Source organism: Vreelandella zhuhanensis (genome assembly GCF_009793355.1).
Lineage (GTDB): Bacteria > Pseudomonadota > Gammaproteobacteria > Pseudomonadales > Halomonadaceae > Vreelandella > Vreelandella zhuhanensis.
This window is the reverse complement of the sequence record NZ_WTKP01000006.1, coordinates 153,547-173,138: the sequence shown is the minus strand read 5'-3', so window position 1 is coordinate 173,138 and position 19,592 is coordinate 153,547. Positions and strand designations below refer to the sequence as shown.

General features: G+C 59.7%; 15 protein-coding genes and 1 pseudogene. 7 read left to right on the top strand and 9 right to left on the bottom strand.

The features are described from left to right. Window positions 1-8: 8 nt before the first annotated feature. A complete protein-coding gene (locus GPM19_RS10085) occupies window positions 9-1,346 on the bottom strand; it encodes an alginate export family protein (protein WP_160418906.1) in 1,338 nt (445 codons plus the stop codon). A gap of 212 nt (window positions 1,347-1,558) precedes the next feature. Further along, window positions 1,559-2,485 (bottom strand): transcriptional regulator FeaR, encoded by a 927-nt coding sequence (gene feaR / locus GPM19_RS10080; RefSeq protein ID WP_160418905.1) that lies wholly within the window; start codon window positions 2,483-2,485, stop codon window positions 1,559-1,561. Between the two features lie 273 nt (window positions 2,486-2,758). Between feaR and GPM19_RS10075 the strand changes: the two genes are divergently transcribed. Then, entirely contained in the window at window positions 2,759-3,082 is a 324-nt protein-coding gene (locus tag GPM19_RS10075) for a rhodanese-like domain-containing protein (RefSeq protein ID WP_160418904.1), read from the top strand. Between the two features lie 70 nt (window positions 3,083-3,152). Here GPM19_RS10075 and GPM19_RS10070 read toward each other — a convergent pair whose 3' ends face one another. Continuing rightward, entirely contained in the window at window positions 3,153-3,392 is a 240-nt protein-coding gene (locus GPM19_RS10070; protein ID WP_160418903.1) for a hypothetical protein, read from the bottom strand. Between the two features lie 72 nt (window positions 3,393-3,464). Beyond that, window positions 3,465-3,683: a hypothetical protein gene (locus GPM19_RS10065; protein ID WP_160418902.1), complete on the bottom strand. Its 219-nt coding sequence runs from the start codon at window positions 3,681-3,683 to the stop codon at window positions 3,465-3,467. A gap of 224 nt (window positions 3,684-3,907) precedes the next feature. Between GPM19_RS10065 and cydD the strand changes: the two genes are divergently transcribed. The 6 genes and pseudogenes from cydD to GPM19_RS10035 form a co-directional block, all read left to right on the top strand. Further along, window positions 3,908-5,575, top strand: coding sequence for a thiol reductant ABC exporter subunit CydD (gene cydD / locus GPM19_RS10060; protein ID WP_160418901.1), 1,668 nt, complete (start codon window positions 3,908-3,910; stop codon window positions 5,573-5,575). Further along, window positions 5,568-7,304 carry a thiol reductant ABC exporter subunit CydC gene (cydC, locus tag GPM19_RS10055; RefSeq protein WP_160418900.1) on the top strand — a complete coding sequence of 579 codons (1,737 nt, stop codon included), beginning with the start codon at window positions 5,568-5,570 and terminating at the stop codon, window positions 7,302-7,304. Before cydD ends, cydC begins: the two co-directional genes overlap by 8 nt. Before the next feature lie 152 nt (window positions 7,305-7,456). Then, entirely contained in the window at window positions 7,457-8,872 is a 1,416-nt protein-coding gene (locus GPM19_RS10050) for a cytochrome ubiquinol oxidase subunit I (RefSeq protein ID WP_160418899.1), read from the top strand. Beyond that, window positions 8,869-9,870, top strand: a complete 1,002-nt coding sequence (gene cydB, locus GPM19_RS10045; RefSeq protein WP_160418898.1) for a cytochrome d ubiquinol oxidase subunit II — start codon at window positions 8,869-8,871, stop codon at window positions 9,868-9,870. Before GPM19_RS10050 ends, cydB begins: the two co-directional genes overlap by 4 nt. A gap of 143 nt (window positions 9,871-10,013) precedes the next feature. Next, on the top strand, window positions 10,014-11,903 hold the full coding sequence (edd, locus tag GPM19_RS10040) for a phosphogluconate dehydratase (protein WP_160418897.1): 1,890 nt from the start codon (window positions 10,014-10,016) through the stop codon (window positions 11,901-11,903). Beyond that, window positions 11,891-12,001: pseudogene (locus GPM19_RS10035) on the top strand (glucokinase); the annotation flags it as partial. The gene edd and the pseudogene GPM19_RS10035, both read left to right, overlap by 13 nt. Before the next feature lie 2 nt (window positions 12,002-12,003). On the opposite strand, the gene GPM19_RS10030 reads toward GPM19_RS10035, so the two are convergent. From GPM19_RS10030 to GPM19_RS10010, 5 genes are all read right to left on the bottom strand, one after another. Next, entirely contained in the window at window positions 12,004-12,666 is a 663-nt protein-coding gene (locus tag GPM19_RS10030; RefSeq protein ID WP_160418895.1) for a bifunctional 4-hydroxy-2-oxoglutarate aldolase/2-dehydro-3-deoxy-phosphogluconate aldolase, read from the bottom strand. A 46-nt stretch (window positions 12,667-12,712) separates the two neighbouring features. Next, complete coding sequence (zwf, locus tag GPM19_RS10025; RefSeq protein WP_160418894.1) at window positions 12,713-14,206, bottom strand: glucose-6-phosphate dehydrogenase; 1,494 nt, start codon at window positions 14,204-14,206, stop codon at window positions 12,713-12,715. 119 nt (window positions 14,207-14,325) lie between these two features. Then, the gene (locus tag GPM19_RS10020) at window positions 14,326-17,448 is read right to left on the bottom strand and encodes an efflux RND transporter permease subunit (protein WP_160418893.1); all 3,123 of its coding nucleotides are present in this window, start codon (window positions 17,446-17,448) and stop codon (window positions 14,326-14,328) included. After that, window positions 17,445-18,827, bottom strand: a complete 1,383-nt coding sequence (locus GPM19_RS10015; protein ID WP_160418892.1) for an efflux RND transporter periplasmic adaptor subunit — start codon at window positions 18,825-18,827, stop codon at window positions 17,445-17,447. The genes GPM19_RS10020 and GPM19_RS10015 overlap by 4 nt, the downstream gene beginning before the upstream one ends. Beyond that, complete coding sequence (locus tag GPM19_RS10010; RefSeq protein WP_160418891.1) at window positions 18,815-19,441, bottom strand: TetR/AcrR family transcriptional regulator; 627 nt, start codon at window positions 19,439-19,441, stop codon at window positions 18,815-18,817. Before GPM19_RS10010 ends, GPM19_RS10015 begins: the two co-directional genes overlap by 13 nt. Window positions 19,442-19,592 lie beyond the last annotated feature (151 nt).

The following is a 19,592-nucleotide window of genomic DNA, read 5'->3' as shown; positions in this document are numbered from 1 at the left end:
TCCGATTTTCATAAGAAAGTGCCGACAATCAACTGGGCATAGGCATTGGTATCGTCACTTCCCAGCTGCACCCCACCCTGCGAGGCGGACTTCTCGGGTTGGTACCAGCCGAGTAGCGGCATCACGAAAAGATGCTGTGTCGGAAACCATTCAGCGTAGAGATTGACTTCCTGGCCGCTCATATCAGGCTGGTTGCTTGTATCCAACGTATCGAAATCAAAGTACAAGGCGCCTAGTGAAAGTGTTTCAGTGGGCTGCACGGTTGCGCCCAGATGCCAGACTTCGGTGTTCGAGTTGAAAGGACCTGCGTAATTGGCGGCAACTTCGCCTTGGAACCATGTGCCGAAGCCACGGGTAAATCCATAGAAAAGTGGATCCCAGTCCTCGGAGAAACGGCTATAACGTAATGTTAGTGTCGGCTGCCAAGGCATATCGGTGAATGTGTAAGCAGGCTCGAGATACCAGGCGTTCTCGTTGGTGGATTTTGACTGGTAGGCATATTCCCCCTGGATCGAAGCATTTTCGCTACCCAGGGCTTGCTCGAAACGCAGGCTATAAGTGTCCATGCCGTCACGTTCCAGTTGGGTAGGTGAGGCGAATGCTTCGTCTACTTCCAGCCCTCGGATATAGGTCAATTCAACCGATCCTGCGTCATGGCTGTGCTGAAGTGCCATGATTCCCAGCTCGGTGTCTGCCTGGGCACGGTTATCCGACTCGATCCAGCCCAGCTGGGTCTGCCAGGTAGCGTCCGACGCCTTCAACAGAAACGTCTTGTCGAAAGCTTTGCGGCCAGCCAAGTAGTAGGCGCCGCCTCGATTGAAATCGTCACCCAGGCCGCTACCGAAATTGACGGCATCACTGGCAATGAGAAAGCCATCCCCTAGCTGAATGACCTGGCTACCCGCGGACACATCCACACTCCACGGCTTTCCACCTATCATGACCCCATCATGGCGATATCCCAGATAGGCATCTTCTATGTCAGACTCGTTCTCGTCCCCCATGGTGAAGCCCGCCGCATCCCCATCTCCCCAAGTGGCCGTAGTAACGGCACTTAGCTCAGCGTAAACGCCCCCTTTTTCGAAGGATTTGGGAGCCAACTCAAACCCGTATTCAAGGTAACCCTCTTGCCAGTCATAATCTTTATCTTCAGTGTTGCCGAACTGGTTATAGCCCCGCTCACTGTGAAAGGCAGCATAAACCGCCTGCACGTTGATATTGACAGTGGATTCGCCCAGGTCCGCCATTTCATAGGCGAAACTAGCCGGGGCGACTGTCAGCACTGATAAGGCACAGCCGCTGGTCGCCAGCCTTGTCAAGATTTGCTTTATATGACTTGCTTGCATTTCGTCCCTTCCTTGATTGTTTTAATAGGGGCTCATATGCAAAGTACTTGGCATAGGCTTGCGGCGCCTGTATATCTCTGCCAAAAACCGGTACTTTCCTGCCAATCGACGCAGAAGTGCTGAATGCACTCAGAGAAAAACCAGCCTTGCGGCATTAAAAAACCGGCTTTAAAGCCGGTCTGGTGTGGTGCTATTTTTCAGGCGTTGATTACTTAATGTAGCATGTGGAAATTGGCACGATATTCCTTGGGACTGCAGCCATAAACTTTCTTGAATGCCTTACTGAAATGAGAAGGATCGCAAAACCCCCATTCGTAGGCAGCAGCAGATATGGAGCGGACGTTGAGTTTCGGGTCAATCAGATCCTGCGCAGCACGCTGGATACGCCTTTTCACAATATAACCGTGCACGGACTCGCCCTGGTTTTCAAAACAACGGTACAACTTTCGCACGGAAACGCACACGAGAACCGCCAAGGTTTCAGCATCCAGCTTAGGGCTTTGCAGGTTCTTTTCAATCTCGTGAGTCGCCAGTTGATAAAGCTCCTCAAGATGATAAACCGGTGGCGTTTCATGACCCCCCTGGAGCGCAGACCTCAGTAAAGGTATGACAGAGTCCTGCAACGAACTCCCTTCCGCCTGGTACAGGGGTTTCTGCGTATCCATAAGCAATTGGCCTACGATAAGCTGCAATAGGCGCCCACTGACCGAGCCCAGCTGTAACCTGCCGAATTTCTTCACGCGCTCAGGCAAGATGCTACATACTTTTTCTCGATCCAGGTGCAATGAGACCTGATCCGACAGGCCCTGAGGGTTAATTTCAAACGGGCTTCCCGAGTCCATCAGCACCATGTGACCGGAGTGCAAAGAGACCTCTTCCCCAAACTGCTTGAAAATTGCGGTACCCGCGCGCTGCAAGACAAGAAAACAGAAGCGATCATCATTATGCGAATGGCTCCTGCGATGAATCATACGCTGCACATTCGTTGTGATATGGGCAATTTCAAGCCCATCAAGGTCTTGCTTGGAAACATTCCCTACAAATTGACGGCTAGCATCTTGATGGGTTTCAAAGCTACCACAAACTGCGCAAAGGCTAGCCTGCCATTCATCAAACGATGGCTTCTCTAAAGGGCGCATAGAAAAACACCTCTTGTTGTAATGATGCCCGCAACAATCGCGACGTCAGGATTTTATTGTATGACGCATGCTTACACCGACGCCATGGGAAAGCAATTTTCGCAAACCAGGCAATCGTGGTGTAAGACGACCTCTTCGCTATCAAGCGTACAGTTCGCGATACCGTCGCCGTACCCTGAATTGCAAATATCCTTCCCGCTGCTATGTTTCAGAATCATGGTTTCAATTTCAGACCATGGCTCCAGTTTGTAAATTCTCTTTCAGGAGATACTCATGAAAGCCATTACCCGTGACGACCTGAAGGTCATGAACGAAACCGAGCACGAGGACTTCGTGCTGATCAACGTCCTGCCCCGGGATGCTTTCAACAAGCAGCACATCCGCACCTCGATCAACATCCCGGTAAAGGATGACGATTTCGTCGAGAAGGTCGAGGACGTAGCGGGCGGCAAGGATCGCAAGGTCGTGGTCTACTGTGCCAACTTCGACTGCGACGCCTCGCCCAAGGCCGCAAAAAAGCTCGAGGAAGCCGGCTTCACTCAGGTGTACGACTACGAGGGCGGCACCGAGGATTGGTTCGAGAAGCGCGAATCCTGATGCAGGCGCCATGCCCACCATAACCGTCTCCGGCCGGGCAAGCCTCCTCTGCTTTGCGTGGATAACAGGTTCAGGAGGGAGGCCCTGGTTTTATCACCAGCAGGTTAGCTGGATCACCGTTATGCAAAATGACATTTGCATCCATGCTGCCTGCGGAAAAATTGATCACCTGGCCGGGCTTTAACTCCATTTCAACCTGGCAACCGCTGTCGCTAACCAAGCTGATGGAAAGAGGGATGGACGCTGTATTTTCAATACTGGCGGTTTCATCGGAAAATATTTTTTCAAAGCTAGCGGGTGCCTGAGTCATGGTCACTGTTCCCCCATTGTGGTGATTTATACCCCCTCTTTCTATCCAAAATAGGCGGCTTTTTCTGGCTCATTATTTTTCTCGCAAATATTTGATCAGGGCCAATATCCCGAGCACCAAAAGCACAATCAGAAGAATCCAGACGATCATCATAAAGATTGCCATGATGCCCATGCCCGACATCATTCCATCCATCATGCCGTTTCCCATGCGGCTTGGAGCTTGAGCCAACGCAAAAGCGGGTAAAAAAAGTCCCAGCATCCAGAGAAAAAAGTTCTCAAAATATTTCATCGTAACTCCTTTAGCTTAGAAGGCAGGTAGCCGACGGACACTAACCAATATAGAACGTAAGTCTCTCTTGGAAAAAATATTTCAGGAAGAGTCACAGCCAGCGTTCTAACCTGGCCGGGAGACGCACAATGCGAGTCGCTTTGCCGCACACCCCTTGGTGATGGGTCACTTTCGTCGTAGGCTTGATAGCGATACCAAACTTATACATCGCTAAAGGAATTATCATGCCTGCGCTCACTGCCAAAGGGTTACTGAACGACCTTGCGGCGACTCAGCGCCGTCGTTTAACGCTGGCGGTTATCAGCGGCGTGGGTGCCAGCGCATTGACCTGGGTGCAAATGGGACTATTTGCCTGGCTGGTCAGCGCATTGTTGGTGAATGCACAGCCGCTTGGGCGCCTCACGCCGCTGTTTGTGATCTGGCTGCTACTATTGCCGCTACGTGGACTGCTCACCTACGCTCAAGAAACGCTGAGCCAGCGGGCATCACTGGTGATTCGCAAGCAGTTACGCCAACGCCTGCTTGATCACCTAGCCGCTCTCGGGCCGGTACGCTTGGCGAGCTACCACTCCGCGTCGCTGTCCTATCAGCTGGTCGAGCAAGTGGAGGCGCTGGACGGTTACTTTGCCCACTTTCGCGTACAGCTCTGGCTTGCCATGTTGCTGCCACTCGGCGTGTTGATGATAGCACTGACGCAAGACTGGCTAGCCGCCCTGTTTTTACTGCTCTCCGCGCCGATGATTCCGCTGTTCATGGCCTTGGTCGGCATGGGTGCTGAGCAACTGAACCGCGACCAGTTCGCTGAAGTGGCACGCCTTTCCGGCCACTTTATTGATCGCGTGCGAAGCCTCACTACGCTGCAGCTATTCGGCCAAACGCGTCAAGCCGAGCAGAGCGTACGGGCGGCCTCGGAAGGCTACCGTGCCCGTAGCATGCGCACCTTGCGTTTAGCATTTCTCTCTTCCGCTGTGCTGGAGTTTTTTGCTTCAGTCGCTATTGCGGTAGTGGCGATTTATGTCGGTTTTGGCCTGTTAGGCTATATCGACTATGGCCCCGCCGATGAGCTAACCCTGTTCAGTGGCTTACTGGTACTACTGCTTGCCCCCGAGTTTTTCCAACCACTGCGAAACTTGGCGCAGCGCTACCACGACCGCGCTGCTGCCTTGGGCGCCGCTGATAGCCTGACCCATCTATTAAACGAGCCTCTTTTCACCAGCCATGCCCACACCACAGTAGCTCCCCCTCATGCCAGCGATACACTCATCGAACTGGAGGGCGCCAGTGTCACGCACCCTGGGCGTGGAATTGTCCTGGGGCCGGTCACGCAACAGTTGGCACGTGGAGAAACCGTTGTCGTCACTGGTGCTTCGGGCAGCGGTAAATCCAGCCTGCTACAGCTGCTCGCAGGTTTTGTGGCGCCCAGTGACGGCGAGCGCCGTCCGGCGGATGCGCTTCGCTTTGCCTGGATGGATCAGCGTCCACTGTTGATTCAAGGTACGCTGGCCGACAATCTGCGATTGGCCGCGCCCCAAGCCAGCATTGACGACCTGCATCAAGCGCTGGAGAGCGCTCACCTCGGCGAATTGATCAAACGGCTACCTGCGGGTATCGACACCCCCATTGGCGAACGCGGCTTCGGCCTATCCGGCGGGCAGGCACAGCGTTTGGCACTGGCACGAGTATTCCTGTCTCAAGCGCCACTGGTATTACTCGATGAGCCTACCGCCAGTCTAGATGAAGCTACCGAGCAAGCCGTGATCGCAGCGTTGCAAACGCTGCGTCATGCTGGACGCACCCTGGTGATCGCCACCCATCACCCCGCCTTGATGGCCCTCACCGACCGCCACTGGCAAATCCGCAACGGCCACGTTCTGGAGGTGCCCCATGGCTAAACTCACTTCTCTAGCCGTCACGTTCCGTCCCTGGCTGACCGTTCTCGCCAAACGGCGTAAACGGCTTGGCTTGGGGGCGATGTTGATGGCACTGACGCTGTTTTCAGCGCTGGGCCTGCTCGCCGTCTCAGGCTGGTTTATTACTGCCACCGGCCTCACCGGCCTGTTGCTCGCCGCTGGCGTTGCCGCCTCGCTTGAGGTGTATGTTCCTGGCGGTGCGATCCGCTTTTTTGCCGTTAGCCGGACCGTCAGCCGTTATGTGGAACGACTGTATAACCACGATAGCGTACTGCGCCTACTCGCCGATCTGCGCACCCAGCTATTTGGTGTGCTCGCCGGCCTGGATAGCCGTGCCCTGGCGCAGCGCCGCGCCAGCGACTGGCTCAACCGCCTGACAGCCGACATCGACACCCTGGATAGTCTCTACCTGCGTCTGCTGGCACCGCCTGCCGTGGCGCTGCTTGCAATTCTGCTGCTCAGCGGTGGAGTGGCACTGTTCGTGCCCTTAGCCGGCGGTTCGCTCGCGGCACTGCTCCTGCTTGGCTGGCTATGGCTGACGCTCGGCCAGGCGCGACTGGGCCTGACGGAAAGCGAACGTCACGTCGGCCAGCTCGAGGCGTTGCGCAGCCGCACGATGGAGCAGCTGCAGGGCCTGGCAGAGCTCAAGGCGTACGGAAGTTTGGCCATTCACCGTGAACGGCTGAGCGCCATTGAGCGGCAATTGCAGCATGCCCAGCAGCGCCTGGGGCACTGGGTCGCGCTGGGCAATGCCCTGGAAGGATGGCTCGTCAGCGCAGCCACGTTAATGACGCTATGGCTCGCCGCGCTGGCGTGGCAGGCGGGCAACATCAGTGGTGCAGTGATGGTGATGCTGCCCATGGCGGTGCTGGCCATGAACGAGGCGCTCGGTGCACTACCCGCCGCCTTTACCTGGTTTGGAGCGACCAAAAGTGCCGCAGAGAGGTTGAACCAGCTGGAGGCGCAGCGTCAGCCGGTGCGAGAAGCGGACACGAGCGACCCGGGCAGTGCCCACCAAATGGTATTAAACGCTGTTAGCGTTCACTACCCTACAGCCCTCTTGCCCGCGTTGGATAATCTGTCACTAACGCTCAAACCCGGCGAACGCTGGGCAATTGTGGGAGCATCCGGCTCGGGAAAATCCACGCTGGCAATGCTCATCAGCCGGCAACTTACACCCACTCAAGGGCATATCATTCTTGGCGGCATACCGCTTGAACACTGGCCCGACGCGGCACTGCGCCGACGAGTCGCGGTGCTCACGCAGCAAACCGAACTTCTGGATGCCAGCTTAGCGACCAACCTGCGTCTCGCTAATCCAGACGCCAGTGAAGACGCCCTGTGGCAGGCGCTTGAACGCGTCGCCCTGACGTCCTGGGCACAGGCATTGCCCCGCGGGTTAGATACAGGGGTCGGGGAAGGTGGACGCCGACTTTCCGGCGGACAGGCACGCCGAGTCGCATTGGCACGTCTTTATCTATGCCAACCGGACCTGGTCATCCTGGACGAACCATTTGCCGGCGTTGATGAGCCCACCGCACAACGCTTGTCTGCTTCTTTAGACGCCTGGCTAAAAGAGCGCAGCGTTATCTATCTCGTTCATGACATCAGTAACGGTGCTCCTGCCCCGCCCGGTATTACCCATACCCTGAGACTGATAGAAGGACGCCCGCAGCACGGCTGCGACAATACGTCATGGCGCAAACATTAACAAATGTTAACTAAACCCACCCCTTTCGTTTAAAATAGATCTACGTAATAAGCATATTCCGTTAAAAAATAAATGCCCCGATATGCTTGATTAATAAGGCTTTATTCTTGGATGCGCTTATCTCTTCCTTGCGACATGCGTTGGAGGTCATCATGGAGCTGGATCCCCTATTATTATCCAGGCTGCAATTTGCTTTTGTAGTTCTTTTTCATGCCATTTTCCCAGTGTTTACCATTGGCCTGGCATCCTATATCGCCCTCTTACACGGATTATTCTATAAAACCGGAAACACCGCATGGGACCGCCTCGCTCTGTTCTGGACCAAGGTATTTGCGGTGGTCTTCGGCATGGGCGTGGTCTCGGGCATTGTCATGTCATTTCAGTTCGGCACGAACTGGAGCAACTTTGCCCTGGCCACCTCTAACTTTTTAGGTCCGGTGCTTAGCTACGAGGTAGTAACGGCATTCTTCCTGGAAGCGGCGTTCTTGGGTGTGCTGCTGTTTGGGCGCAACAAAGTGCCTGAGGGTGTTCACCTCTTCGCGGCGATCATGGTTGCCATCGGCACGTTTATTTCCTCATTCTGGATTCTCTCGGCCAATAGCTGGATGCAGACACCCGCCGGCTACGAGCTAATCGACGGTCGCTTCCATATCACCTCTTGGGCAGAAGCGATCTTCAATCCGTCGTTCTGGTACCGTTTCACTCACATGGGCATGGCCTCTTTCCTCACGGGTGGCTTCGTCGTGGCTGGCGTGAGCGCTTGGTTCCTGCTGCGCCAACGTGATGTAGAGGCGAACAAGAAAGCACTCTCCATGTGCCTATGGTTACTGCTGGTGCTGACGCCGGCTCAGGCGGTGATCGGTGATTTCCATGGCCTCAATACACTGGAGCATCAGCCTACCAAGCTTGCGGCCATGGAAGGGAACTGGGAAACCCAGTCCAATGTGCCACTGCTTCTGTTCGCCATACCCGATCAAGACACTCAGACAAACCGTTTTGAAATCGGCATTCCCGACCTGGCAAGCATCATCTTGACCCACCGCGCCGATGGCGAGGTACCCGGCATCAATGAAGCTGCACCGGAGGAACAGCCGCCGGTAGCGATTGTGTTCTGGTCGTTCCGCGTCATGGTCGGAATTGGTGTCTTGATGATCGGTGTGGCGCTGGCCGGACTATTGCTGCGCTGGAAAGGTCGGGTGTTTGAAAGCCCGCTGTACCTGAAAACATTGGTGGCAATGATCGGCACCCCCTTCCTCGCGGTTCTCGCCGGCTGGATTGTGACCGAGGCCGGTCGAGCGCCGTGGTTGGTTTATGGCCTGATGACCCATGCTCAGGGGTTGACACCTTCGCTCACCGGCGCCATGGCGCTCTTTACCCTGATTGGCTATATGGCGGTTTATGGCGTGGTGTTTGTGGTCGGGATTTACTACCTGGGCCGTGTCATTGGTGAAGGCATGCTTCCGGGGTCCGATGAAAAGGACAGCGATGAAGTAGAACGTCCGAAACGTCCGCTCTCAGCGGCCCATACCCCCCTTGAGGGGGATGACATAAAGGGAGCTAACGCATGATGGGTCTCGACCTTACCTTGATTTGGGCAGCGATTATCGGCTTCGGCATCATCATGTACGTGCTCATGGATGGCTTCGATCTGGGACTGGGGATCCTGTATCCCTTCGCCCCGGATGAAGAATCCCGTGATGTGATGATGAACTCGATCGCGCCAATATGGGACGGCAATGAAACCTGGCTGGTACTCGGTGGTGCAGGCCTGCTCGGAGCCTTCCCGCTTGTCTACTCGGTGTTTTTGCCGGCGCTCTACATCGGCGTTTTTCTTATGCTCGCCGGGCTGATTTTCCGCGGCATCTCCTTTGAATTTCGGTTTAAATCCAAGAAAAATCGCCACTGGTGGAACCGCGCCTTCTGCTGGGGCTCAGCGGTAGCCGCCTTTGCCCAAGGCGCCGTGGTCGGCGCATACATTCAAGGCTTCGCGGTGGTGGATTTCGTCTACGTGGGCGGCGCCCTTGACTGGTTGACACCCTTTAGCGTTCTTACCGGCTTAGGCTTGATGGCAGGCTATGCGTTACTGGGTGCCACTTGGCTTATTCTCAAGTCTGAAGGCCATGTACAAGCCTGGGCCTACAGCATTGCGCCTAAACTGCTGCTGGCAGTACTCGTGGTATTCGGCATTGTCAGTCTATGGACGCCCCTTGTCAGTCTGGAAGTCCGCGCTCGCTGGCTCGATCAGCTGCATCTGATCTGGGTCTTTCCGATCCTGGCCATGGCCTGCGCCGCCATGCTCTACCGTTCGGTTAAGCGCCAGCAAGAGGGTTTGCCATTCGTAATGGCGCTGGGGCTTTTCATTTTCACCTACCTGGGTCTCATTGCCAGCAAATGGCCCGTCATTGTGCCGCCTGACTATACTATCTGGGACGCCGCCTCCGCACCGGAATCACAGCTCTTCCTGCTCGTTGGAATGATATTTGTCATCCCTGTGGTACTGGCGTACACCGCCTGGTCATACTGGGTGTTCCGCGGCAAGGTCAAGGTTGGCGAAGGGTATCACTGACACACCTTTAGCTGTATAGGCTATATGTATGTTGGGCGCCCAAGTGGCGCCCTTTTTATACGATTTATCAGTCAATTGCCGCCATACTTATTAGTAGTAAAACTACAATACTACCTCACCGTCTCCACCACGCAGAGGTCTCTATGCCGAGCTCAATACACGCCACCTTAAATACCACTGTTACCGAGGTTACCCAACGCATTCGTGAGCGCTCTGCCGAGCGGCGCGCCCTTTACGAGCGGCGCATGGCCGACCAGCACCACCGTGGCGTGCACCGCGGCGAGCTCTCCTGCGGCAACCTGGCCCACGGCTTCGCAGCCTGCGGCGAGACGGACAAGAACTCGCTGAAGCTGATGAATTCGGCCAACCTCGGCATCATCTCGGCCTACAACGACATGCTCTCGGCCCACCAACCGCTGGAAACTTTCCCCGAGACTATCAAGGCCGCCGCCCGCGCCATGGGCTCCACCGCCCAGTTCGCCGGCGGCGTGCCGGCCATGTGCGATGGCGTCACCCAGGGCCAGCCGGGCATGGAGCTGTCGCTGTTCTCCCGCGATGTGATCGCCATGGCCACCGCGGTGGGCCTCTCCCACAACATGTTCGACGCCGCACTCTACCTCGGCGTGTGCGACAAGATCGTCCCGGGGCTGTTTATCGCCGCGGCGCGCTTTGGCCACCTGCCGGCCATGTTCGTGCCGGCGGGCCCGATGCCCAGCGGCCTGCCCAACAAGGAGAAGGCGCGCATCCGCCAGCTGTACGCCGAAGGCAAGGCGGGCCGTGAAGAGCTGCTCCAAGCGGAATCAGACTCTTACCACAGCCCGGGCACCTGCACCTTCTACGGTACCGCCAACTCCAACCAGCTAATGATGGAAGTGATGGGCCTGCACCTTCCCGGCACCTCCTTCGTCAACCCCGGCACCGAGATGCGCGAAGCGCTGACCCGCTACGCCACCGAGCAGGCGATTCGCAACACCGAACCCGGCGGCAACTACCGTCCCTTCTACAAGCAGATTGACGAGCGTGCCATTGTGAACGCGGTCGTTGGACTATTGGCGTCCGGCGGTTCGACCAATCACACCCTGCACCTGATTGCCATGGCCGCTGCGGCGGGCATTACCTTGAACTGGGACGACTTCACCGACCTTTCGGCGGTAACGCCCAGCCTGATGCAGGTGTACCCCAACGGCCAGGCGGACATCAATCACTTCCAGGCAGCAGGCGGCACGAGCTACCTGTTTCGCGAGCTGCTGGGAGCGGGCCTGCTGCACGGCGATATTCCCACGGTGTTCGGCACCGACCTTACCGCCTACACCCAAGAGCCCTTCCTGGAGGCGGGCAGCCTGGTGTGGCGCGAGGGGCCGGCGGCGAGCCTCGATGAGGACGTGCTGCGCGGTGTGGAGGCGCCTTTCGCCGCCACCGGCGGTCTCACCGTGGTGGATGGCAATCTGGGCCGCGGGGTGATCAAGGTCTCGGCGGTCAAGCCCGAGCACCGTCTGGTCGAGGCGCCGATCCGCATCTTCGAGGACCAGAACGACCTGAAAGGTGCTTTCGAGGCCGGTGAACTTGACCGCGACGTGATTGCCGTGGTGCGCTTCCAGGGCCCCAAGGCCAACGGCATGCCCGAACTGCACAAGCTGACGCCTTTCCTGGGCGTGTTGCAGGATCGGGGCTACAAGGTGGCGCTGGTCACCGACGGCCGTATGTCCGGCGCGTCGGGCAAGGTACCGGCAGCGATTCACATTAGTCCTGAAGCACTGGACGGCGGACCGCTCGCCAAGCTGCGCGACGGCGACATCGTGCGCCTGGATACCGACAGCGGCAGCCTCGAGGTCAAGGTCGACGCCCATGAATGGGCCCGGCGCGAGCGGCGCATCGGCGAGCTCGACCACTACCACGTGGGCCTGGGGCGCGAGCTGTTTGGTGGCTTTCGCCACCTGGCGATGCGCGGTGAGGAAGGTGCCGGGGTGTTCGGTGGCTTCGAGGCCGACGACCTGGCGCGCCAGGAGGGCCAGATCCACGACGAGGACGCATGAGCGCCTATACCCGGACCATCCCGATACAGGTGGTCACCGCACCCTGGATGGGCCTGCTGGGCGCCGCCGAGGCCCTGCAAAACGAGGAGGTCAAGTGAGTTCAGTGGTGAAAGCGCGCCGCTGCCTGGCGGGCCAGTTCACGAATACCGTCCCAATCCTCTGCATCTACCATCGCTTTGGGCGTTAGCCAGGAGCCGCCGACACACATGACGTTAGGCAGGGAAAGGTAAGACTCGGCGTTATCCACGGTGATACCTCCGGTGGGGCAGAAGCGTGCTTCCGAAATGGGGGCACCAAAGGCTTTAAGCGCTTTCACGCCACCGCTGGATTCAGCGGGAAAGAATTTGAAGCGACGGTAGCCGTACTGCCAACCGGTCATCAGTTCAGAGATGGTAGACACCCCGGGCAACATCGGAACCGGGCTTTCGATGCCGTAGCGGTAGAGCGCTTCAGTGGTACCAGGGGTAACCACGAAATCGGCCCCCACCTGCTCGGCCTGGCGATACTGCGCCGGGGTCAGCACGGTGCCAACGCCGATGCTGGCTCCCGGTAGCGCTTCACGCAAGCGCTTGATCGCTTCCAGTGCACAATCGGTACGTAGGGTGATTTCCAGCACGGTCAAGCCACCCTCCACCAAGGCGCGGCCCAGCGGTACGGCATCTTCAATGCGCTCAATGGTGATTACCGGTATCACCTCTGCTTTCAGACAGATGCTGTCAAGCTCGGCGGTACGCGTTGAGGGTAGCTGTTTATCGATTGTCATCAGTGAATCTCCAAGCAATCATGGTATTTGACATCCTTCACCCCTATCAATAATCCTCGTACCAGCTGCGGCCATCCTGGGTAATCATGGCAATGGAGGCGACCGGCCCCCAGGAACCTGCCGGGTAACGGCGCGGCGCGGCTTCGCGTGCTTTCCAGCCGTCGATCAGCTGATCGCACCAGCGCCATGCGTGTTCCACCTCGTCGCGGCGCACAAACAAGTACTGCTGGCCTTTCATCACCTCCAGCAGCAGGCGCTCGTAGGCATCCGGAATCCGCGCCTTGGGGAAGACGCTGTTGAAATCCAGATGCAGCGGGCCTTGGCGCAAGCGCATGCCTTTATCCAGACCACTATCTTTGGTGAGCACCTGAAGTGCAATGCCCTCCTCTGGCTGCAGGCGAATAATCAGCTTGTTAGACGCAATGCCCCGCTGGTCGGGGTCGAAGATGTAGTGTGGCTGTTGGCGAAAGTGGATGACAATTTGTGACAGTTTTTCGGGCAACCGCTTGCCAGTTCGCAGATAGAACGGCACGCCTGCCCAACGCCAGTTGGTCACTTCGATTTTCATGGCCACGAAAGTTTCGGTCTGGCTCTGGGGGTTAGCGCCCTCTTCTTCCAGGTAGCCCGGCACCGCCTGGCCATTGCTGGTGCCGGCAATATACTGACCTCGCACCACGTCGCGTCCCAAGGCTTCACCCGTAAAGGGCTTCAGCGCCTTGAGGACTTTTACTTTCTCATCCCGAATGGCGTCGGCATCCAGGTTGGAGGGTGGGTCCATGGCGATAAGACAGAGCAGCTGGAGCAAATGGTTCTGCACCATATCGCGCAGCTGGCCCGCTTCGTCAAAGTAGCCCCAGCGCCCTTCGATCCCCACTTTTTCTGCCACCGTGATCTCAACATGGGAAATATGGTTCTGATTCCACTGGGTGCCAAAGAGCGGGTTGGCAAAGCGCAGGGCGATCAGGTTCTGTACCGTCTCTTTACCCAGGTAGTGGTCAATGCGGTAGATTCGTGACTCGGGGAAAACGGCACCGATGGCGTCGTTAATCTCTTTGGACGAGGCCAGGTCATAGCCGATCGGCTTCTCTACCACCACACGGGTATCGTCATCCAGGCTGTCACTGGCCTGCAGGTTATGGCAAATATCGCCGTAGATACGCGCTGCCACTGAGAGGTAAACCACCATCGGGCGGTTGGCACCCTCGCGCCACTGGCGCACTGCCTCGAAGCCCTCGGCGTTGGTGAAATCAAGCTTTAGGTAGTCAAGCCGACTCAAAAAGCGCGTCAAGCTCTCCTTGTCCTGCTCTTCCTTTTTTAGCCGCTTTTGCAGCGCACCGTTGACCAGTTGGCGAAATGCGGCCGTATCGTGTTCTTGACGCGCCAGTCCCATGATCCGCGTGCTTTCAGGCATTAAGCCTTCACGGTCAAGTTGATACAGCGCAGGAAACAGCTTGCGCATGGCAAGGTCGCCAAGCGCCCCAAAAAGCGCTAAATCAATAGCGTGTTTCGGATCGCCAAGCAAGGCATGTGACTGGCTCATCTCAGCTCCTATTTATAAACAGACCAATAATGTAGTTAGATTACTGCATCCATTGCCCGCCCCAACTGGAGACTCCCACTCATTGTCGTACCAGGCCATGCTTTTCACCAAATGGCCATTCACACGGGAGTGGTTGGCATCGAAGTCTCTGAGGTCCAGCCCCAGTCGTCGAATAGCACGTAGAGCGCCGGGATCACCAGCAGCACCAGCACGGTGATGGTCAGCAGCCCGAACACGACCGACACCACCAGGGGCTTGATGGCGTCCGCCTGGGTGCTGGTCTCCAGCAGCAAGGGCAAAAGGCCGGCGATGGTGGTGGTCGAGGTGATCAGGATGGCGCGGAAGCGGTCGCGACTGGCCTGGCCGGCAGCATCCGCGGCCGCCATTCCCGCTGCGCGGTTCCCCTTGATGAACTGGACCAGCAGGATGGCGTCGTTGACCGCGATACCGGCGAGTCCGGCGGCACCGATGAGCGAGGGCATGGACAGGTAGTAGCCCATGATCACGTGCCCCCAGATGGCACCGATGAAGGTCAGCGGGATCGCCAGCATGACGATCATCGGCTCCACATAGCTGCGAAACTGGAACGACAGGATCACGAAGATACCCACCAGACCGATCAGCAGGGCACGGCCGATCGAGCTTCCTGTCTCGGCGGAGCTGGCTACCTGCCCCTCGAAGCTGACTTCCACCTGGGGATGACGCCCCTTGAAGTCGGTCAGCCAGCCGCTGCCCACCAGATCGTCGACGATGGCTTGAGCACTGGCCTGACGAGCGTCGACGTTGGCCTCCACCGTGACCGTGCGCCGCCCATCGATGCGGGTGATACGCGCCCATTCGCGACGCTCGGCCACCTCGGTCACCACCGAGAGCGGTACCCGGCTGCCGTCGGGGAGCATCAGCGTCTGATCCGCCAGGTCATCGAGGCCGTCGCGGTCGGCCTCGGTCTGACGCACCAGTACCTCGATCTCCTGCTCGCCGATGCGCTGGGTATCGGCGATCTCGCCGAGCAGGGCGGCGCGCAACTGGCTGGCTACCTCTTCGGCGGTAAGCCCCAGGCCGTGGGCGCCCGACGCCAGGGAGTAGGCGCGCTGAGGCTTGCCCAGGCGCTGGTCGTCCATGACATTGTAGACCGCCGAGTAGCCTTCAAGCTGCTCGGCCAGCTCAAATGCCGCCGCCTTCATGGCGTCCAGGTTCTCGCCGGTCAGGCGTACTGCCACCGGCACCCCGGCGGGGCCGAAGCCTGGCTCTTGTATGATCAGACGCTGCAGACCCTCGACCTCACCGATCGCCTTGCGCCAGGCCTCGGTCAGGACGTCCAGGGCCAGGGTACGCTGCTCGGCGGTGAGCAGGTCGATGCTGACCGTGGCCACATGGGGTCCTGTCTCGCGGGCACTGAGGTTGTGATTGAAGCGTACCTGAATCGCCTCGACCAGCGCCGCCCCCGCCGGTTGCTCGGGAGAGTAACGCGCGTCAAGTTCGCGTATCGCCGTCTCGACCTGCGCGGCTACCATTTCAGTGCGCTCAAGGGGGGTGCCTTGGGGCATCAGAATGCGCGCCTCCAGCACATCGCCATCAATGTCGGGCATCGCCTCGCTGCCGACGTGGCCACCGGCCATGAAACCGGCCGACCCCAGCATCACCGCCAGCACCGTCCCCAGCACCGCATAGCGAAAGCGGATCGCCCGGTCGGCCAGCCGCCCTACGCCCTCGCGGAAACGCTCGAAGCCGCGGTCGAAGGCCGCGCGCAGTCGCGAATCATGGCCCTGCGGAAGGTGCTTCACGCTGCCTTTGAGACTGCCCTTGAGATGATGAGGCAGGATCCAGAACGCCTCAATGAGGCTCGCCGCCAGGGCGGCGATCAGTACCACCGGCAGCACCTCCAGCACCGCGCCCATTTCACCGGCGAGGAAGGACAGCGGCGCGAACACCACCACAGTGGTCAGAAACGACGACAGCACCCCGGGCAGCACCTGGCGGGTGCCGGCCACCACCGCCTCCAGAGGTGTGGCGTCTCCATCAGCATGGGCAACGATGTTGTCGACGATGACCACAGCGTCGTCCATGACGATGCCGATGGCCATGAGCAGGGCCACCAGGGTGATCATGTTCAGCGACAGTCCCGATACTGCCATGACGAAGAAGGCACCCATGAACGCCGCCGGCAGCCCCAGCACCGCCCATAGCGCCAGGCGCGGGCGGAAGAACAGGCTCATCACCAGCCCCACCAGCGCCAGGCCCATGAGGCCGTTGGTCACCAGCATCTGCAGGCGGTCGCGGACGATGCTGGTCATGTCCTGGGTCAGGGTCAGCGAGATATTGCCGTCGAAGCGGTGGTACTCCGTCTGGATCAGTGCTTCGAGTTCCTCCTTCACCGTCAGGGCATCGTCGCGCAGGCTCTTGCTCACTTCCAGCAACAGCGCCGGTTCGCTGTTGAAGCGAATCTTCTCTTCCTCGCGTTCGCCAGTCTCGGTCAGGGTGGCGATATCGCCCAGAGTCAGCTCGCCGCCAGCCGGGTCGGACATCACCACCAGGCGCGAAAGCTCCGCAAGCGAGCGACGCTGGTCGGTGAAGCGCAGCAGGATATCGCGCTCGGGCGTCTCCAGGGTGCCCAGCGGCAGGTCCAGGCTCTGGGCCGAGATCCGCCGTGCCAGCTCGCGGGCCGAGAGGCCATGCTGGCCGAGCACCTCGCCGGGCACTTCCACCTGCCACTGGCGCTGGGACATGCCATGCAGGGTGACGTCCGCCACGCCGGGCAGCGTCATGATGCGCTCTTCCAGGCGCAGGGCGTACTCCTCGAGCTGGCCCGCGGGCATGTCGGCCGACACAGCGACCGCCGCCACCAGGTCGCTGCGGTGAAGCTCACGCACCACCGGCGCCTCGGCCCGGGTCGGAAACTCGCTGATGGCGCTGACCTCGGTGTCGATCTCGCTGAGAAAGCGCAGGGGGTCACCGGCGGCCTGCATGGTGGCAGTGGCGCTGGCCAGGTTGTCCTGGGCCACGCAAATGAACTCGTCGAGGTACTCCACCCCCTTCACCGCCTCATGCAGGCGCCGGCACAGGGCGTCCTCCACGTCGGCGGCGCTGGCCCCGCGATAGACCACCTCGACGCTCACCTCCACGGGGCGGTAGTCGGGAAAGGTCTCGCGCTTGAGTGACGGGGCGGAAAAGAGTCCCGCGGCCAGCAGCAGCACCAGCAGCAGATTGGCCGCGGTAGGATGGGCAGCGAACCAGCGAATCATGGCTGCGCTCCCCTTTGTCCTTCACCCAGCGCCTGATCGGCAATGCGCGCCTCCAGGGCCTCGTCGCGACGTGGTGCCAGCGCCATTCCGGCGATTGCCGCGGGCAGGTCATCGACCACCAGGCGCTCGCCAGGGTCAAGGCCCGCCGCGATCACTGCCAGGTCGCGCTGCTCGAAGGCCACGCTCACTGCGCGCCGTTCGAGGCGCGCCTCGGCATCCACCAGCCACACCTCACCTTGGTGCACCGCACTGGCCGGTATAACGAGCTGCGGCTTGGGGCTGGATGCAGAAAGCTGTACGCGCACGTACATGTCGCGCTGCAGCGGAGGACGATCCGGCGGTCGGGCATCGCGGTAAGGATGCTCGACCCTCACCACCGCACGCACTGTACGGGTGGCCGGGTCCAGCCCGCTGGCCACGCGCACCAGCTCCCCCGACCAGCCCACATCCGGCGCCCCCGCCAGCGCCAGTTTGGCGTCCACTGCGGAGAAGTCCAGGCGCTCATCCAGGTCGAGCCCCTGACCGAAGGGTTCATCGGGCAGGACCGCGCCCAGCAGGCGACGCATCATGGCAATGGGAATGTGCGCCTCCACCTCGGCGGCGGCCAGACTTTCGGCCTGGAACAGCCGCTGCCCGGTGCCGATGAACTGGTAAAGCTCCACCTCCACCTCCGCCAGACGCAGGTCATAGGGTGCCACGAAACGGGTATCCGCGAGATCCTTCCGGGCCTGGGCCAGGCGTACGGCAGCCCGCTCACGCTGGGCCTGGAGCACCTCGCGCCGCGGTGGTACAAGCGCCAGGCTGTTCTCCAGCGAGGTCACCGCCTGGCGCTGGCCCAGGGTGCTGCGCCGTTGCTCGTCGCGCCGCGAGGTGGAGACCGAGCCGCTAGCGGCCAGGCGCTCGATGCGCGACAGTTCCTGTTCGGCCAGGGCGAGCGCCTCCCTCTCCAGTGCCAGCAGGCGACCGGTATTCTCCTCCTCGGCCTCAAGCTGGGCCAGCTCGCCGGCCAGGCTGGCCAGCTCCGCTTCGGCCTCGGCGATGGCCAGCTCATAGCGGCTGGGGTCCAGCGCCACCAGCAGGGTACCCTCGGGCAGCAGGGTGCCGCTCTCCAGCTCCGGGTGGCGCTTCACCACCCGCCCCGCCACGTTGGCCACCGCCTGCCAGGTCTCGGCGGGACGCGCCACCCCGTGGCCGCGCGCCTCCAGGCGGAATGCCAACGGCCGGGCCTCGATGATCCGCACCGGAGTCTCGGAAGCCGCTGTTTCCTGGCGCTCGGGAGCCTGGCGGTTGATCACCAACAGGACCAGAAGCGCAGCGCCCACGGCCACACCGACGACTACCGTCAGCCACCGCCCCAGCCGCCGCATCAAAGGTCGCATGAGTCACCCCCTGCCTTCATGGCGATGCCGTGCCGGTAGAGGTCGAAAGCTGCGGGTGCCCGGTCGACGATACCCGCCACATCGCCGGCGATCAGCGATTGCAGCACCAGCCCCTGGAGCGTGCCGATGAACTGGGTCGCCGCCGCATCCAGGTCGAGTCCGGCTCGCAGCTGCTCCCGCTGCTGGGCCTCCTCGAGCAGGCACAACAAGCGCTGGTGATAGCGACCCATCAAGCTGCGCACCATGCGGCTGGCGGGCGTTGACCCAGGGTGCTGCAGCTGGCCCATCAGCAGCCGTGGCACCCCAGGGTGTTCGGCAATGAAGGCAACATGCGCCAGGTACATCGCCTCCAGCGCCGCCAGCGGATCCTCGATGCCCTTGGCGGCGTCATTGACCCGCGCCATTACCCGCTCGGCCACCCAGGCCACCACCGCCTCCCAGATGGCAGCCTTGCTGGAGAAGTGACGAAACAAGGCACCTTGCGTGACGCCCATGTGCTGGGCGATGCGCCCGGTGGTCAATGTGGCGGGTTCTTCCTCCCCGCATAAAGCGATGACCGTCTCCACGGTGCGTTCGCGGCGCGCCTCGGCCGGGAGGTTACGTTTGGCAGTCATGGGCATTTCCAAAAGATAGTAATTAGTCACTATCTTAATGGGCGGTACGCCATGACACCAGACCCTAAACCACCATCACTATGATCCATGTCAAAAGCGCAGCAGTGAAGGCAGTGGAACAGGGGGTCCGATAAACCCACGCTATTATAGT

What these genes read in the sequence shown, in the direction of transcription:
- GPM19_RS10015 (WP_160418892.1), bottom strand. Translation starts at nt 18,827, where the DNA reads ATGCGACCTTTGATGCGGCGGCTGGGGCGGTGGCTGACGGTAGTCGTC.
- cydC (WP_160418900.1), top strand. Translation starts at nt 5,568, where the DNA reads ATGGCTAAACTCACTTCTCTAGCCGTCACGTTCCGTCCCTGGCTGACC.
- GPM19_RS10085 (WP_160418906.1), bottom strand. Translation starts at nt 1,346, where the DNA reads ATGCAAGCAAGTCATATAAAGCAAATCTTGACAAGGCTGGCGACCAGC.
- edd (WP_160418897.1), top strand. Translation starts at nt 10,014, where the DNA reads ATGCCGAGCTCAATACACGCCACCTTAAATACCACTGTTACCGAGGTT.
- zwf (WP_160418894.1), bottom strand. Translation starts at nt 14,206, where the DNA reads ATGAGCCAGTCACATGCCTTGCTTGGCGATCCGAAACACGCTATTGAT.
- GPM19_RS10020 (WP_160418893.1), bottom strand. Translation starts at nt 17,448, where the DNA reads ATGATTCGCTGGTTCGCTGCCCATCCTACCGCGGCCAATCTGCTGCTG.
- cydB (WP_160418898.1), top strand. Translation starts at nt 8,869, where the DNA reads ATGATGGGTCTCGACCTTACCTTGATTTGGGCAGCGATTATCGGCTTC.
- cydD (WP_160418901.1), top strand. Translation starts at nt 3,908, where the DNA reads ATGCCTGCGCTCACTGCCAAAGGGTTACTGAACGACCTTGCGGCGACT.
- GPM19_RS10070 (WP_160418903.1), bottom strand. Translation starts at nt 3,392, where the DNA reads ATGACTCAGGCACCCGCTAGCTTTGAAAAAATATTTTCCGATGAAACC.
- feaR (WP_160418905.1), bottom strand. Translation starts at nt 2,485, where the DNA reads ATGCGCCCTTTAGAGAAGCCATCGTTTGATGAATGGCAGGCTAGCCTT.
- GPM19_RS10050 (WP_160418899.1), top strand. Translation starts at nt 7,457, where the DNA reads ATGGAGCTGGATCCCCTATTATTATCCAGGCTGCAATTTGCTTTTGTA.
- GPM19_RS10065 (WP_160418902.1), bottom strand. Translation starts at nt 3,683, where the DNA reads ATGAAATATTTTGAGAACTTTTTTCTCTGGATGCTGGGACTTTTTTTA.
- GPM19_RS10075 (WP_160418904.1), top strand. Translation starts at nt 2,759, where the DNA reads ATGAAAGCCATTACCCGTGACGACCTGAAGGTCATGAACGAAACCGAG.
- GPM19_RS10030 (WP_160418895.1), bottom strand. Translation starts at nt 12,666, where the DNA reads ATGACAATCGATAAACAGCTACCCTCAACGCGTACCGCCGAGCTTGAC.
- GPM19_RS10010 (WP_160418891.1), bottom strand. Translation starts at nt 19,441, where the DNA reads ATGACTGCCAAACGTAACCTCCCGGCCGAGGCGCGCCGCGAACGCACC.